Consider the following 14,065-nt stretch of genomic DNA (forward strand, 5'->3'; position numbering starts at 1 on the left):
TCAGTTGCAAACTCCGCTCTTGGCGGCTTAAGCCCATCAGGGGTGGGCGATCACCAGCAATGTTTTCGCATGTTGTTTGACACAGTCCAGCGACTGGCGCAAGGTCCGGGGGTCCAATGCCCCGAAGCTCTCGTCCAATACCAGTAATTCCGAGTTCTGCAGCAGGGCGCGGGCAATAAACAAACGGCTGCGCTCGCCGTGGGAAAGCTGCCAGCCCATTTCCCCCACCGTCTGCAACATGCCCGCCGGCATCTTTTCCAGCAGCGGGGTCAGGCCCAACTGGTGGCAGATGGTGTGGGCGCGCCGCAGGCTGTCATGGCTGGGGGGCCACCGGTCCCCCAGTAACAGGTTGAACAGAAAAGTTTCCGCCAGCACATGGTTCTCGTGGAACTGGGGCGCCGAGGCCACCAGCCGGTGCCAGCCATCTGCGCCCAGGCTGGCGCGGTCATAGCCCTGCACCAGCAGCAGGCCGTCGTCCGGCGGCTGGGTACCGGTAAGGGCGTTGGCGAGGGTGGACTTACCGGAGCCGGAGGCGCCGCGCAGCAGCAGGTGCTCGCCGTGCCTTATCACCAGGGAACAGCCTGCCAGCGCCGGGCGCTGCTTGCCAGGGTAGTGCAGGTGCAGGTCGCGCAAATAGCAGAGCGGCTGCTGTGGGTTTTCCTTGCAGTTGCCGCGGGTGGCGGGCAGTGGGGCGGCCCTGGCGGGCGGCGGGGCCAGGGCGAAAACCTGGCGCACTTTTTCCCAGGCCACCAGGGCGTTGACGGCGCTGGTATAGCCGTATACGGCTTTGACCGCGGCGCGGTAGCCCAGCAATACCCCGCCCAGGGCGATGGCGGTGGAGGCACCGCCGCCGCCGGCCACAAATGCCGGTGCCAGCCCGGCGATACCCAGCAACAGCCAGGCCCGGGGCAACAGGGCCACTAGTTGCGCCATGGCGGTATCCATGGCCGTCGAGTCCCGCAGATAGTTGCCCAGTTCCCGGTCCTCGCCCCTGTGCCACTGGGTAGGCGCCTGCTGCGCCAGGCGGGTACGGTGGCCGGTCATTTTTTCGATCAGGTCGTGGGTCAGGGCCAGGCGCCGGGCGGTCCACTGGCGTCGCCGGTGATACTGGCGCCGGCCCAGCACAAAGGCCAACAGCAAAAACAGCGGCAGCGCCAACAACTGCAGGGTACCGCCGGCACCCAGCAGCAATACCGGCACTGCCAGCGCCAGCTCCACCGCGCCCAGCAGCAGCAGGAAACCGCCGTGCAGTGTGTCCGCCTCTATATGTTCGGCGTCGAAGACGCGGCTCAGCACCTGTCCCGAGCCCAGGTGACGCACCTTGCCGGGGGCCATGCGCAGGGCACTGGCCAGGAGCCTGGTCTTGAGCAGTGCGCCCAGGTCGATGGCGATGTCGCCCTGCAGGCGTGTCGCCAGCAGCGCCAGGGGAACCTGGGAGACCAGCAGCAGCACCCAGGCCGCCAGCCAGCCACTGTCCCCATGGCCGCTCAGCAAAGCGCGGCCAATTACCCACCAACTGGCCAGGAACAGGCTCACCTGTAATGTGTGACAGCTCAGCAGCGCGGCGCCGCGCCGGTAGAGGCCGTGCCGTCGCAGCTGCTGCCGGAAGGGGCGGTGGGCGGGAGCACGCAGCAGCCAGCAGTCATCCAGGGTCTCGCCCCCCAGGCGCTGTTGCAACAGTGTTCGCGCCGCCCGCCAGCGGCGCCGCCTGCTCACGCCGGCATCATCCAGCAACTGTTCCACCGACTTTCGCTGAGGCGCCGCCAGGGATTCCGCCAGCTGTGCTGCCACCCTCGCGGTGGCCAGGCGGCCGATGGTGAGATCCGGGCACAGCACCTGTAGCCGGTGGCGGCCGCCGCGGCATAGGGCCAAAAAGCGTTCCTCGTTGCCAAAGCGCAGCCGGACCAGCGCCGGCGCTGCGCCTGCCAGCAGTGGCTCCAGTTGGTCCAGGCGGCTGCTGACACACTGTGCCTGCAGGTCCAGGGTGGCGGCAGTGTCCGCCAGCCAGGAATTCAGGTCGGCCTGGGCGCCTGGCCCCTGGGTTGCACCGGCCCCGGCGGGCCCCAGTCCGCTGTGGCGCGCCAGCGACACCAGTGCCAGGTGCAGCTGGTCCCGGGGCCAGCAGAGGCTGTGCAGCCAGTCAGTGTTCACGGGCTGGCTCCCCCGCCAGGGCCACTTCGCTGAGGTGCCCCTGTTCCATACGCAGGTGCCGCCAGTCGGCGCTGTCCCAGCAGTCGGCCCACAGCTCCCGCTCGGCACTCAGCAATTGCCCATAGTGGGACTCGGGGTCCGCGGCCAGGGCAGCCGGTGCGCCGTCCTCGACGATACAACCGTCGGCCACCACCAGTACGCGGCCGAAATGCTGGGTTTCGGCGATGTCGTGGCTGATGCAGATCAGGGTGCTGTGCCGCCACAGCTGGCGCACCCGGCCCAGCAGTTGGCGGCGCTGCTGGCGGTCCAGGCCGCGGAAAGGTTCGTCCAGAATGGCGCAGGCGGGCGCGTCCCTGCCCAGGGCGCGGCCCAGGCGCACCCGCTGGCCCTCGCCGCCACTGACCAGGGCGCCGCCCTCGCCCAGTTGGCTCTGCAGGCCGTCGGGCAGGTCCGCCACCAGTTGCAGCAGCTCCGCCTGTTGCAGCAGTGGATACAGGGGTGTTTGGGGGTCATTGCCGTAGTGGAGGTTGTCCAGCAGGCTCTGGTTCCACAGCTGCACCGCCGGGTCCACCCAGGCGCAGCGGCGGCGGAAGCGCGCCAGCAGGGTTTTCTCCAGCGGCTCGCCGTGCAGCAGCAAGCGGCCGCTGGCGGGCCTGTGCCAGCCCAGCAGCAGCCCGGCGAGGCTGGACTTGCCGGCGCCGGACTCGCCGACAATGGCCAGGTGTTCCCCGGGACCTATGGCGAGGTCGATGTCGCGCAGTATGGCGCGGCCGCTGGCGTTGACGCAGACACGCTCGAAGCGCAGTGCCGCCGGACCCTCCAGCGCAGCGTTGATTGCGTCTTCTCCATCGGGCGCCGCCGATGGCCCCACATTGTCTTTTTCCACCTCAGAGTCCGCCGCCTGCAGCGGTTCCAGCGCCCGCAGCAGGGTGTTGCGCTGGCGCGGGTAGTCCCGCAACAGGGTGGCGATGTCCTCCCCCAGGGGGGGCAGCGCCAGCACCCAGTAGATCAGCAGCAACAGGTCCGGGCCGGCCCCCTTGACCGCCAGCACCCACAGCACCAGTGCGCTGGCCAGGGCGGTGTTGACCATCAGCTGTATGGCCTGGCTGCCGATCTGCAGGCCCAGGCTGGTGCGGCCGGCCCCGGCCCACTGGGCCAGCAGCTGTTCGTGGGCGCGGCGCACCGATTCGCCGGCGCCGTGGGTGCGGATGGGGATGACCCCCAGCAGGGCGTCCATATAAAAGCGCGCCAGGGCGCCGGAGTGGGTCTGTACCCGCATCTGGTGGTCCCCCAGCAGGGGCTGGAACGCCAGGGGTATGGCCAGCTGCAGGGCGGCCATCAGCAGCACCAGGGGGACTGTGAAGGGGGCCAGCCAGATGATGCCGGCGGCGGTGGCGAGCAGCGACAGGGCCTTGAACAGGATGCTGCCCCCCAGCACCGGGATTTCCCGCAGCCCGGCCAGGCGGTGACCCCGCTCGCCGGTGTCCGAGGCCGGGCGGCTGTGGAAGAAGTGCGGCGGGATGCGCGGCAGCGCGGCCTGAAAACGCATCCGCAACCGGTTTTCCAATTGGCGCCCCAACACCAGTTGCACCTTGGCGGCGGGGTATTGCACCAGCAGCAGGGTCAGCATAAAGCCCAGGGTCAGCGCCACCGCCCCCAGCCGCTGGGCGCCGCCGGTCAGTTCTCCATGGATATCGATAAGGCCGCGGAACAGCAGCACCTCGGCCATAAGACCGAATACCGAGCCGAACATGGCTAACACCAGTACTGTTGGCGCCAGCAGACCGTCCTGGCGCAGCAGGCCCCAAAGTTCCCGCAGCGGCTGCGGCGGCGGTGTATTCAGGGTCCGGGCCAGGGTTTCGGATTCCGGTTTTGGCGCCTTCTTTACGCCGTTTACCCGCAGCAGCACGGCGCCGGTAAATTCCAGCAACGCCGGATTTGTGGCTAAATCTCCGCTCTCGGCGGCTTCCCGGGAAGGCGGGTGAGGGGAGCTGTGGGGGCGGGCGCACCAGAAATTTTCCGGCACCAGTTGCATGGCCTGCTCCGGCGCAGTGCGGCAGCGGTCGGAGAGGCTGAGCAGCAGCCCCCGGGTCTCGCGGCCGCGGGCGATGGCGCCGGCTTGGCGGAGCGCCGCCAGCATACGCACGGCGGCATCCAGAAACGCCAACGGCAGCCAGTCGCCCGGGGCCAAAGCCTGCTGGCAGAGGGCGTCGGCGTCTTCACCGGTGAGGCCCAGGTGTTTTATACGCTGGCACAGGGGGTGGGTGAAATCGGTGCCGCCGGCCCAGGCGCGCCAATCCGCCGGGGACACTTTGAGAGTGTGGTGGTGCAGGTCGCGCAGAAACCCCTGTGCCCGGGGCCAGCGCCGGCCGCTGGCCGGGTCCATCACCTGCACCCAGGGGCCCCAGCGGCGCCAGGCCACCACAAAATGGGTGTTGCCGTTGGGCAGGCGCGTCACCGCCAGGGCCGGCAGATAACCGGGCTCCCGCAGCAGCACATGGTCCACCGGCACCACCATCTGCGCCGCGTCCAGTCCCAGTGCCCCCGCCACCTGTTCGAGGGTATTGATGGAGGTGCCGTCCACGTCCGTGTGGCAGGCGTCACGCAGATGCCCGTAGTGGGCATTGATACCAAATCCCTGCAACAGGCACTTCAGGGCCGCCGGGCCACAGTCCATATTGGAGGTCTGCACCACCTCCGGCGCCAGCCAGCGACGTTCGGGGCTCACTGGCCCGCCCCTAGGGTTGCTTCCATCTCTGCCTCTTGGGGGGCCAGCAGCCGGCCGGCCCGCTGTAACAGCAGCTGCCAGGGGCTGATGCTGGCGGTGGCCACTTCCACCCGGGCGGGCAAATCGTGCAGCAGCGGCAGCCCCGCCGGCGGCGGATCGTCGATGCGCAGTTCCACCGCTATCCGGCCGTCCTGCACGGCGCTGGCGACACGGGTTACCCGCGCCCTTATCTGGCCGTACCTGGCCCGGGAAAACCCCTGCAGCTCCACCCGTGCCGGCTGACCCGGGCGGATATGCCCGAGGGCGTCGGCGGGGTTATAGAGGGCGCTGACCCGCAGGCCGCCGTCGGCGCGGATGGCGCCCACCACCTGGCCCGCCGCCAGTACCTGGCCCGGGCGCAGCTCCGCCAGAGACGACAGGGTACCGGCGATGGGCGCGCGCAGATGCTGCTCCTCCACCGCCAGACTGTGCTGCTGCAGGCGGGTATCCGCCTCCTGTATCTGCCGCCGTATCTGGCTGCTGCGCTGGGCCAGGGCGGCCAGTGCGCGCTGGTACTCCTGCTCGCCGCGCCGCTGCCGGGTTTCGGCCGCCTCCACTGCGCTCCTGGCCTCCAGGGTTGTCATCAGCGCCTGCTGCCGGTCGCGCTTGGCGCGCAGGTAATCCAGCTGCGCCGCCTGCTGCTTTTGTGCCAGTTTCTGGAAACGGTCGGCGACGTCGGTCTGGATGGCCAGGTTGCTCTCCTGCAATTGGTGCAGTTGGCGCAGCCGTTCCAGCTCCGCTGCCCGGGCTTCATGGTCTTTTTGGTATTGGGCGTCCAGCAGTTGCCGCTCCCTTTTTATGGCCTCCAGCTCTGTTTCGAGGCTGGCGGAGACCCGAATTTCCCCGGCCCGCTGTAGTTGCGCCGGGCTGGCGTCCAGTTGCACCACTATATCCCCCGCCGCCAGTGTATCGCCCAGCCGGGCCGCAACTGCGAGGATTTTGCCTCCCCGCTGGGCACTGATCTGGACGCTGTTGTCGTCTTGTTCCAGCCGCGCGCTGGCGCTGGTTTTATACAGGGTGATATCGGCGCGCAACAGCCACAGGGACCAGGCGGCCAGCAGCAGCAGACCTGTGGCAGTGGCGGCCAGCAGTGGCCGCGGCCTGTCGGCGGCGAGAGCCCGCGTGGTGTGGGGAAATGGTGTGGGCAACCGGTCAACCTGCTTCCTGGGGTGAACCGGCGCGGCGGCCCACCTGTTTTTTCTATTTTTTTCTATTTTTTTCGGCTTGGCGATCGACGTAAAAATAGTTTTTTATCCAGGAGCCAGTCAGGAGTATCGTCGAACCAAGTGACATCGGGTAAAAAGTATATTTTACCGCCGCCACCCCTGGCAAGGCGACACCTGTTGGCAAGGCGACACCTGTAAGGCCGTGTAATGGCATTTTCTCGTACTGGTGACCGGATGGTGGTAAATTTCCCGCCTTGCATCACACTGTTGACTTGCCAGCCAGATGGCCGGCGGCGAAGCCGCTCGCTTTGCGCCACAAACAGTGTCGGTGCAATCACCATAAAAAGCACCCCGCGCGGTTGGCGGGGCTACAACAGGCGATAGAGTTTCGGGAGTGGACCATGACAGAAACAGTAATGGAAATGGATATGGCGGCACCGGTGGAAGTGCCCAAAGAGGGCAAGGTGCGGGTCAACTATACCCTCAAGCCCCGCGGAGACGGCGAGAAATGGCTGCTGCGGGACGCCCACGGCAATGACGCCGATATACTGCGGCTGAAGTTTTTGGGAGTGAAGGAAGGCGGTCCCCAGGCCTCTGGCAAGGCGGTGCTGGTGGTACAGCTGGTGGATACCGATCTGGTATTTGCCGACAAGCAAATGACCGAAGACGACAAATACGATGGAATGGAAATCTGTGGCGAATGCCATGGGGGCAGTGCGGGGATCAAAAGAGTGGAGAAGGTGTGTGGTAAGCCACAGACGCTAAAAATCCGTATCAAGGCTCCATCACAGGAGACTTGCGGCTTCTCCTTTAAATGGGCAGCCCAGGACCCCTGCGGTCAGTTGGTACTCTCAGCGGACCCGGAAGCAGAAATCGATCCGATTTAATCAGCGGCAGAGGGCGGCCGAAACTTTTTCGGCCGTCTGGGGCCGGGTGCAGAGGGGTTGAAAGGCAGGTAGCTGAAACCAGGCTGCACCCATGCCTCGCTCAATCAGTCGGGCGATATAGTAGCCAGCCGAAGGCCACTGGTCGCAGAGGGCATATATCTGGGCGGAGAAGTATTCGATATATTTATCGCCCGGGGCCTCCTGTATCAACTGGTGCGTCAAGGCAATAGCTTCCGCCTCATGGCCCAGATGGGCCAGGGCCCGGTAGCGCCTTTCCCGCAGTCCGGGTGCGGCTTCGGTTAGTGCTAACGCTTCAGTAAAACCCTTCCGGGCCGCCTCCTTTTGCCCCAACATTAGTCGAGTTTCGGCAATATGGACCCTGGTGGAGACATCCTCGGGTACCTGCGTCAGTACATTGGTAAATTCTTCCAATGCCTCTTGATAGCGGCCGCCGAGAAAATAGCTGACCCCCAGGTTTTTGCGAGCACGCCAGCTGCGCAGTGGTTGGGGAATAGCGGTAATAGCCGCCTCGGCTGCATCCAGATTGCCATTTTCGAGCTCAATCACCCCCAGCAGCGAAAAAGAGGACCAGTGATCGGGATAACTCCGTGTTAGCGTGTCTAAAGTGGCACGCGCTGCAGTGTAGTCGCCACTGGCAGTTTGATTGATAGACACCAGATAGAAGTTATCCGCTGAGGCATGAAGTGCGACGGCCTGTTGCGCATAGTCCAGCCCGGAGGCGTAATCCCCCTTGCGGAAAAAGAATCTGGCCCGGTTGTTCATTAGTGCGGCGAGTGGAAAGTTTTCCTGTTCCAGTTTTTTGATGAGAAGTTCAAATTGGTCCTGTCGCTCGCCAAAGGTGTACAGGAAGAGTTTGAGTTCCGTCATAGCCGTTGCGGAAATACCAAACGCAATGGCATTGTCCAGTTCCCGGGCGGCAGTATCCAGATAGCCGGGGTTGCCGGTTAAAGCGAACAACCGTGCGGCCGTATCGGCAATACCCCGGTAGATGGCACGGTTTTTAGGGTAGCTATCGCTGAGCTGAATCAGGGTATTCAGATCCGTTTCATCCAGTTCCTTGCTTTCCAGCCGGCCGATAATATTTAAATAGTCTCTATAGTCCGAATCCGACATCAGCATCTGTTCGCTGGGCGCCAGCCGGTAGCCGCTGGGAAACAGCGCCGTGGCGCTATTAGCGATACGATACTGGGCCTCCTGGCGCTTGTCCGCCAGAAAGGCAAAGCCGGTTTGCTGTTTGATCTGACTGTCCGTCGGATTTATGCGCTGTAGTTCTATTTCACAGTGCAGCCGGGCGCACTGCAATTGTGCCAGCAGCGCATCGGTGACGCCCTTGTCGCGCAGTTTGCGCAGTTGGGCATCGAAATCCTGCCCCGCTTTGGGGGTAAAGCTGACCAGGGCGCTGGTCTTTAGCTGTGTTGCAGCACTGAGCAGCGCCTGGCGCACCATAGCGGTGGTAAGTGCTTCGGCGCTATCGCCGCCCTCAACCTGGCCCCGAATCTGCACCGGCAGCACGGCGATATACTGGGGCTGCAGTTGGTTCATCTGCTTCCAGCCCCAGGCACCGGCGCCGGCCAGCAGGGCTGTGATCCCCAGACCAATGAGTAGGCGCCGGCGGCGGTTGGAGGGTTTGCGCAGCAGCCGGGTGACGGTGGCGGAGAATTCCGGGCCGCCGGCATCAGGGCCCTGGGCCTGCAGCAGCGCCAGTGCCTCGGCCACCTGGGTGGCGGACTGTGGCCGCCGCTGGGGCAGCTTGCTCAGCAGCCGGTCCAGCAGCGCCGCCAGGGCTTCCGGCAGTTCCGGACAGGCAACCCTGGGGGGGGTGTGGGGCTGATTCACCATTATATGCGCCTGGGCCACGGCGCCCCCCTCGCCCCGGGCAAAAGGTTTGGCGTCGCACAGCAACTGGTAGGCCAGGGCGCCGAGGCTGAACAGGTCGCTGCGGGCGTCCAGTGGCTGGCCCTGCAGTTGTTCCGGAGACATGGCCTCCAGGGTGCCGGCCACCTGGTCTTCGCGGGTGAGGGTGTCGGAGTCCCCCTGCAGGGATTTGGCGATGCCGAAGTCGGTGATCTTGGCGACGCCAAAATTGGTGATCAATACATTGTCCGCCTTGAGGTCCCGGTGGACTATGCCCAGGGAGTGGGCCTGGGCCAGGCCGCGGCAGATCTGGATCAGCAGCTGTAACTTCTGCGCCAGGCCCGGGTTGTGCTCCCGCATCCACTGCCGCAGGGTGCAGCCCTCCACATATTCCATCACCAGGGCGACGCCGTCGCCCTCTTCCAGTACATCGTAGAGCTGCACGATATTGGGGTGGTTGAGCCGCGCCAGCAGCTGCGCCTCCGACTGGATGCGCCGGGCGGCGGTGGCGCTGGTGGTGTCCTTGCGCAGTTTTTTGATGGCCACCGGCCGCTGCAACTTGGTGTCACGCGCCAGATAGACAAGGCCCATACCACCGGCGCCGAGCTTGCGCTCTATGCGGTAGCGATCCAGTTGCTGCTGTTCCGGTTCGGCGATTGTCATCGTTTGTTGTTCTTGTGGTGGTAAGAGCCCATTACTACCCGAAGCGGTGCCGGCGATTGGGATGTCGCCGGCACAAACGCAGCAGTGTATCACTGGATGGCAGGTGCGACTATTTTTACGCCAGGTACTGGCGCACAAAACCGCTCCTGCCCGCCGGCGTCGGTCATTCCCGCATTGCGGCCCCGGCGGAATCGAATTCCAGCGTTGTGCCTTTAAAAATTTCAAACCCTGCGCAGCCCAGGCGGATCTCCCAGGAGCGCCGCTCCACCAGGTTGGAAGTGTCTATGGCATCCGGCAGGGATTCCGCTATCTGCTTGCGCGCGCGGAAAATCTGCGTGTTGAGATGGTTGACATTAATGCCAAGCTCCCGGGTGGCCAGCTGGATGGAAACCCACCCCAGGGCGTCGGGGTCGGCGCCCCGGCGCAGGTCCCGCATCCGCGCGCGGGCCAGGTACAGCAGCAGATAAGTGTGGGTGCGCGCCGGCAGGGAAAGCTTGATGTCCTCCCGGTGCAGCTGCAGCTGTACATGTTCCTCGTGGTGGCTGACGGAAAAGCGCAGGGAAAAGTCCGCGACGGACAGCCGGTGCAGGGACAACTCCGCGGTGGCGCCCTGGCTGTCGCCCATAAACAGCCGCCAGCCGTGGCCGCCGCAGCGGATATCCTGGCCGTGGCTGACCACCTGGGTGCTGTCGGCGTCGGCGACCAGTTCGTAGAGCCACTGGCCGGTGACCGGGTTCTGGTGCAGGCTGGCCAGCGGCTCCTGCTGTTCCGGCAACAGGTGATACTGCTCCAGGGGCAGTGCGCGGCCGGTTTGCAGATCGATCAGCAGGTTGCGCGGCGCATCCAGCCCGGCCACGCGCCAGGCGGGATTGTCGCCGCGACCGAAGCGGATGGTGTCCGCCGGCTTGAGGGGGTAGTTTTTTGCGGGTACCAGTTGCTGGTCGTTGAGCCAGGTCCCGTTGCGGCTGAGGTCGCGCAGGTTCCAGTGGGTGCCGGTCCACTGTATGGCAGCGTGGATGCCGGATATTTCGGCATCGGCAATATGGGTGTCCACAGCGCCGGCGCGGCGGCCGATGGTGTGGTGCGCCATCAGGTACTCGGGGTGACCCGGGTGCGGGGGCTGCAGGCAAGCCATCTTTTTATTGTTCCTTCGTTTTCTGCATCGCTCTTAAATTCAGCAATCCAACGGATGATCCCGTATCCGCTGGACTGTCGCCCGTGAAAGCCCGAGCAATTGCGCGGAATCGCTTGCTTGTCATGGGCCTGCGCCGGTCCCCGCCCGGCGGCGGCACATCCTTGTGCCGCATTAACCCGACAACCTATTTCGTTGCCGGTTTGATAGTGTTGGGGCCTGCAGGGGACGGGCATTGGGCAGTGCACAAAGCCGTGGGAATTCCCTTGCGGGTTCCGCTGCGCCAACTCGGTATGTAAACAGTCACCAGTTGAGCCCCTGGCCGTTCTTTAGTGCGGTTTTCAGTCTTGCTTTGTGCGTCGGCGTTCCCCCTGTCCGGAGCGCGGCAAGGGGGTGTTGTCCGCGCGTCCCACCTAGGGGGTTCATTTATACGTATCCTGAGACGGATTGCAATCTCCACGGACCTTTCACCGCGTTAACTACTGTCAACGGTGTTGGACGGCTGTGCCAAAGTCGGCAATTGCCCGTTAGAGGTGCACTCTTGTGCCGGGTTGGGCGTCTGACCTGTGATTTAATTGAAGGGAAAAAATAATAAATAGTCAGATTTGTGCGCTAAGGGTTTGTGCGCAAGGCAAACAAAAATGCCCGCGCTTGGCGGGCATCTTTGTGTTTCCGGAATGGATCAGATTCTGACGCCTTCCAGGTCCAGGATCATCTCCACTGTCTGGGAGGCGGGGCCCAGGTTGTAGTCGATACCGAAGTCTTTCAGGGGAAATTCGGTGGTGCCGGTGAAACCCTGGCGGTAACCGCCCCAGGGGTCTGAGCCACCGCCCAGGTGGGTCACTGCGATGGTGACCGGTTTGGTGACGCCGCGCAGGGTGAGGTCGCCGGTCAGCTCGCCCTTGCCGTCCCCCAGGTCTTTATAACTGGTGCTTTTGAAAGAGGCGGTGGGAAACTTCTCCACAAACAAAAAGTCCTCTCCGCGCAGGTGTTTGTCGCGCTCGGCGTGATTGCTGTTGAGACTTCTCACGTCAATGTCAACGTCGATACTGGATTTTTCCGGTGCCTTTTCATCAAAGAAGAAATTGCCGCTGAAATCGTCGAAGCGGCCGTACAGCCAGCTGTAGCCCAGATGCTTGATACGAAACTGGATAAAGGCGTGGGCGCCTTTGGTATCGATTGTGTATTCCGCGGCCTGCGCGGCGCTGCCCAGCAGTGCCGCGCACAGGAGAAGGGCGAATTTGTTCATGGAATGCTCCTTTTATTGAGTGGTTGTGACAGCTTTGGTTGGGAATCTGTATCGTTCGTCTCCAGGGGCTGTGGCCTGCGACGGGGCAGCAGTATTTTGCGCAGTGTGCCGTCGCGGTCGATAAAGTGGTGTTTGAGCGCGGCCAGCGCGTGCAGGGCCACCAGCGCTATCAGGGTCCAGGCGAGCAATTCGTGAATCTCGCCGGCGATGTCCTCCTGGTTGGGGATGCCCCCGATGGTGGCGGGCAGGCTAAACAGGTCAAAGACTTCGATGGGGCGGCCATCGGCGGTGGAAATCAGATAGCCGGAGATGCCGATGGCGAACAGCAGCAGGTAGATGACACCGTGGGCCAGCCGCGCGCCCAGCTGTTGCCAGCGGGGTGTGCCCGGCTCGGGGGCGGGGCTGCGGTTGTAGAGTTTCCACACCAGCCGCAGCACCAGCAGGACCAATAGCAGTACACCGATGCTTTTGTGCAGCTCGGGGCCCTGGCGATACCAGGGGTCGTAATAGGACAGCTGGCGCATCCACCAGCCGAGGGCGAAGAGTCCGATGACCACTGGCGCCATCAGCCAGTGCAGGGCGATGGCCACCCAGCCGTAATGATCCTGTGTGTTTTTGACGTTCACTTATTGTTCTCGCGGAGTCGGCTCCGCTTCCTGCTTTTTGTACTTTTGTTAATCCGACAACCCAATAGAGGATCTTTCATCGATTAGAGTGCTGTCCCTGAAAACCTACGCAATTGCGTGGCATCGCTCGCTTTTCAAGGGCCTGCGCCGGCCTTCGTCCGGCGGCGGCACATTCTTGTGCGGCCCTAATAATTTTCAATCTGGCCCGGTCGGCGGTGGATCGGGCTGGGTGCAGATTATAAAAGTGGCTCCCTGTGCACCAGTGAAATAACCCGGACGAAACTATCGAAAAATTAGCAGGATTACTATGCTTGACGCGGCAATCCTCAGTTATCCCTCCAGGCTGATCCGCCACTGCAGCGGTGGGGCATTTCTGGAGCCCATTAACCCCCTGGGTTCCTTAATGGCATTAGGTGCCGACTCAATCGGTGGGTGCAGAGCTCTATGGAGACGGAACTTAATCTGTAATGGGCTGTAATTGACCGCCAAAAAGTCATAATTTATAAAGATTCTTCAGTGGTTTTGTGGTAGCGGTTACTGTTCGTTAGCTGACATAGGAACTCGAGATGAAGAGAATCAAAATCCACCAGATTAGCAACGGGATTTTATGGGGGGCGGCCATTATCGCCTCGGCAATACTGGGCGCACCCCAGTTGCTGACGTTGGTCCTCCTCCCTCTGCTCGCCTTGATGGCGGTGGGCAACTTCCGCGATCCAGGCTGTTTGCGCAGCACCCGCTAGCGGGCTGCGACAAAAGGCGTTGCCACAGGCTTGCTCAGTTAGTGTCAACAGGCCTTAGTGCGGGTGGCCCCGCTGGCCCTCGCGCTCGGCGGCAACCAGTACCCGCTCCAGGGTTTCCCGGTCCAGGGATGGGGCGCGCCTGGCTATCTGGTCCGCCAGCCAGCGGGTGGAGTGGCGCTCGCCGTCGAGGGCGAGCTTTTCCAGTTGCCAGATGACCCGCAGCAGGGTTCCCGGGGTCAATTCACCACCCGGTTCGCGATTGCAGAAAAGGCCCGGTTCCAGTTGCTCCAGGTCACTGCGTCTCAGCAGCAGTTCGGCAAATCCGGGATACCAGCGGGCACTGTAGGGCTCCGGTCGCCGGTGGGGCTCAAAAGTGATGCGCAGGCGATTGCCGTCGACATCCTCCAGTAGCGGCGTGTCCTGCTCGTAGGCCGGCAGCGCCGGGCGCTGGCGCAGGATACCGACGATGGCTTGCCAGTCGCTGGCATTTTCCGAACAAAGGCGCATGGGCCGGGAGAATTCCAGGGTTTGCGGCCGGTCCAGGTAGGCGAGGGTTTGCCCGGGCCGGTACCAGTAGAGCTCCAGCCGGTGCTGCTCGGCCAGGTCGGCCAGATCGGCGCTGGTCACCTCCTCCTCGGCTACGGCACTCAGGTGGTCCACCGCCTGCTGCACACTCAGCCACTGCCTGCGGTGGAGGGGTTTGGTGTTTGAAATTTCCATGGCTGCCTCCGGCACTGCGCGGCTCTGTGTGCCGTTTTCCCGCCTTCCTGCGGTGGTCCCCTTTTGTCGATCGCCGCGGCCTGTTTAAT

The 14,065-nt window shown here is 63.7% G+C and carries 10 protein-coding genes; 2 read left to right on the plus strand and 8 right to left on the minus strand.

Features of this window, described 5'->3' with window-relative positions; genetic code table 11:
• Positions 1-36: 36 nt before the first annotated feature.
• The 3 genes from ABVT36_RS09870 to ABVT36_RS09880 are packed head-to-tail and all read right to left on the minus strand — an operon-like array spanning position 37 to position 6,066.
• On the minus strand, positions 37-2,151 hold the full coding sequence (locus ABVT36_RS09870) for an ATP-binding cassette domain-containing protein (protein ID WP_368456424.1): 2,115 nt from the start codon (positions 2,149-2,151) through the stop codon (positions 37-39).
• On the minus strand, positions 2,141-4,879 hold the full coding sequence (locus ABVT36_RS09875) for an ATP-binding cassette domain-containing protein (protein ID WP_368456425.1): 2,739 nt from the start codon (positions 4,877-4,879) through the stop codon (positions 2,141-2,143). The genes ABVT36_RS09870 and ABVT36_RS09875 overlap by 11 nt, the downstream gene beginning before the upstream one ends.
• On the minus strand, positions 4,876-6,066 hold the full coding sequence (locus ABVT36_RS09880) for an HlyD family secretion protein (protein WP_368456426.1): 1,191 nt from the start codon (positions 6,064-6,066) through the stop codon (positions 4,876-4,878). The genes ABVT36_RS09875 and ABVT36_RS09880 overlap by 4 nt, the downstream gene beginning before the upstream one ends.
• Before the next feature lie 419 nt (positions 6,067-6,485).
• Here ABVT36_RS09880 and ABVT36_RS09885 point away from each other — a divergent pair, with 419 nt between their 5' ends.
• Complete coding sequence (locus ABVT36_RS09885; protein ID WP_368456428.1) at positions 6,486-6,971, plus strand: hypothetical protein; 486 nt, start codon at positions 6,486-6,488, stop codon at positions 6,969-6,971.
• Here ABVT36_RS09885 and ABVT36_RS09890 read toward each other — a convergent pair whose 3' ends face one another.
• From ABVT36_RS09890 to ABVT36_RS09905, 4 genes are all read right to left on the minus strand, one after another.
• Complete coding sequence (locus tag ABVT36_RS09890) at positions 6,972-9,509, minus strand: protein kinase (RefSeq protein ID WP_368456429.1); 2,538 nt, start codon at positions 9,507-9,509, stop codon at positions 6,972-6,974. It abuts the gene before it with no gap.
• 163 nt (positions 9,510-9,672) lie between these two features.
• Positions 9,673-10,644, minus strand: coding sequence for an FHA domain-containing protein (locus tag ABVT36_RS09895; RefSeq protein ID WP_368456430.1), 972 nt, complete (start codon positions 10,642-10,644; stop codon positions 9,673-9,675).
• 679 nt (positions 10,645-11,323) lie between these two features.
• Positions 11,324-11,890, minus strand: a complete 567-nt coding sequence (locus ABVT36_RS09900) for a YceI family protein (RefSeq protein WP_368456431.1) — start codon at positions 11,888-11,890, stop codon at positions 11,324-11,326.
• Positions 11,887-12,516: a cytochrome b gene (locus ABVT36_RS09905; RefSeq protein WP_368456432.1), complete on the minus strand. Its 630-nt coding sequence runs from the start codon at positions 12,514-12,516 to the stop codon at positions 11,887-11,889. The genes ABVT36_RS09900 and ABVT36_RS09905 overlap by 4 nt, the downstream gene beginning before the upstream one ends.
• Before the next feature lie 566 nt (positions 12,517-13,082).
• Here ABVT36_RS09905 and ABVT36_RS09910 point away from each other — a divergent pair.
• The gene (locus tag ABVT36_RS09910; RefSeq protein ID WP_367150523.1) at positions 13,083-13,256 is read left to right on the plus strand and encodes a hypothetical protein; all 174 of its coding nucleotides are present in this window, start codon (positions 13,083-13,085) and stop codon (positions 13,254-13,256) included.
• A 54-nt stretch (positions 13,257-13,310) separates the two neighbouring features.
• On the opposite strand, the gene ABVT36_RS09915 is transcribed toward ABVT36_RS09910, so the two are convergent.
• Positions 13,311-13,976 (minus strand): hypothetical protein, encoded by a 666-nt coding sequence (locus ABVT36_RS09915; RefSeq protein ID WP_367150522.1) that lies wholly within the window; start codon positions 13,974-13,976, stop codon positions 13,311-13,313.
• Positions 13,977-14,065 lie beyond the last annotated feature (89 nt).

This window comes from Microbulbifer sp. TYP-18, assembly GCF_040932045.1.
Classification (GTDB): Bacteria; Pseudomonadota; Gammaproteobacteria; order Pseudomonadales; family Cellvibrionaceae; genus Microbulbifer.

What these genes read in the sequence shown, in the direction of transcription:
- ABVT36_RS09895 (WP_368456430.1), bottom strand. Translation starts at nt 10,644, where the DNA reads ATGGCTTGCCTGCAGCCCCCGCACCCGGGTCACCCCGAGTACCTGATG.
- ABVT36_RS09885 (WP_368456428.1), top strand. Translation starts at nt 6,486, where the DNA reads ATGACAGAAACAGTAATGGAAATGGATATGGCGGCACCGGTGGAAGTG.
- ABVT36_RS09910 (WP_367150523.1), top strand. Translation starts at nt 13,083, where the DNA reads ATGAAGAGAATCAAAATCCACCAGATTAGCAACGGGATTTTATGGGGG.
- ABVT36_RS09890 (WP_368456429.1), bottom strand. Translation starts at nt 9,509, where the DNA reads ATGACAATCGCCGAACCGGAACAGCAGCAACTGGATCGCTACCGCATA.
- ABVT36_RS09900 (WP_368456431.1), bottom strand. Translation starts at nt 11,890, where the DNA reads ATGAACAAATTCGCCCTTCTCCTGTGCGCGGCACTGCTGGGCAGCGCC.
- ABVT36_RS09915 (WP_367150522.1), bottom strand. Translation starts at nt 13,976, where the DNA reads ATGGAAATTTCAAACACCAAACCCCTCCACCGCAGGCAGTGGCTGAGT.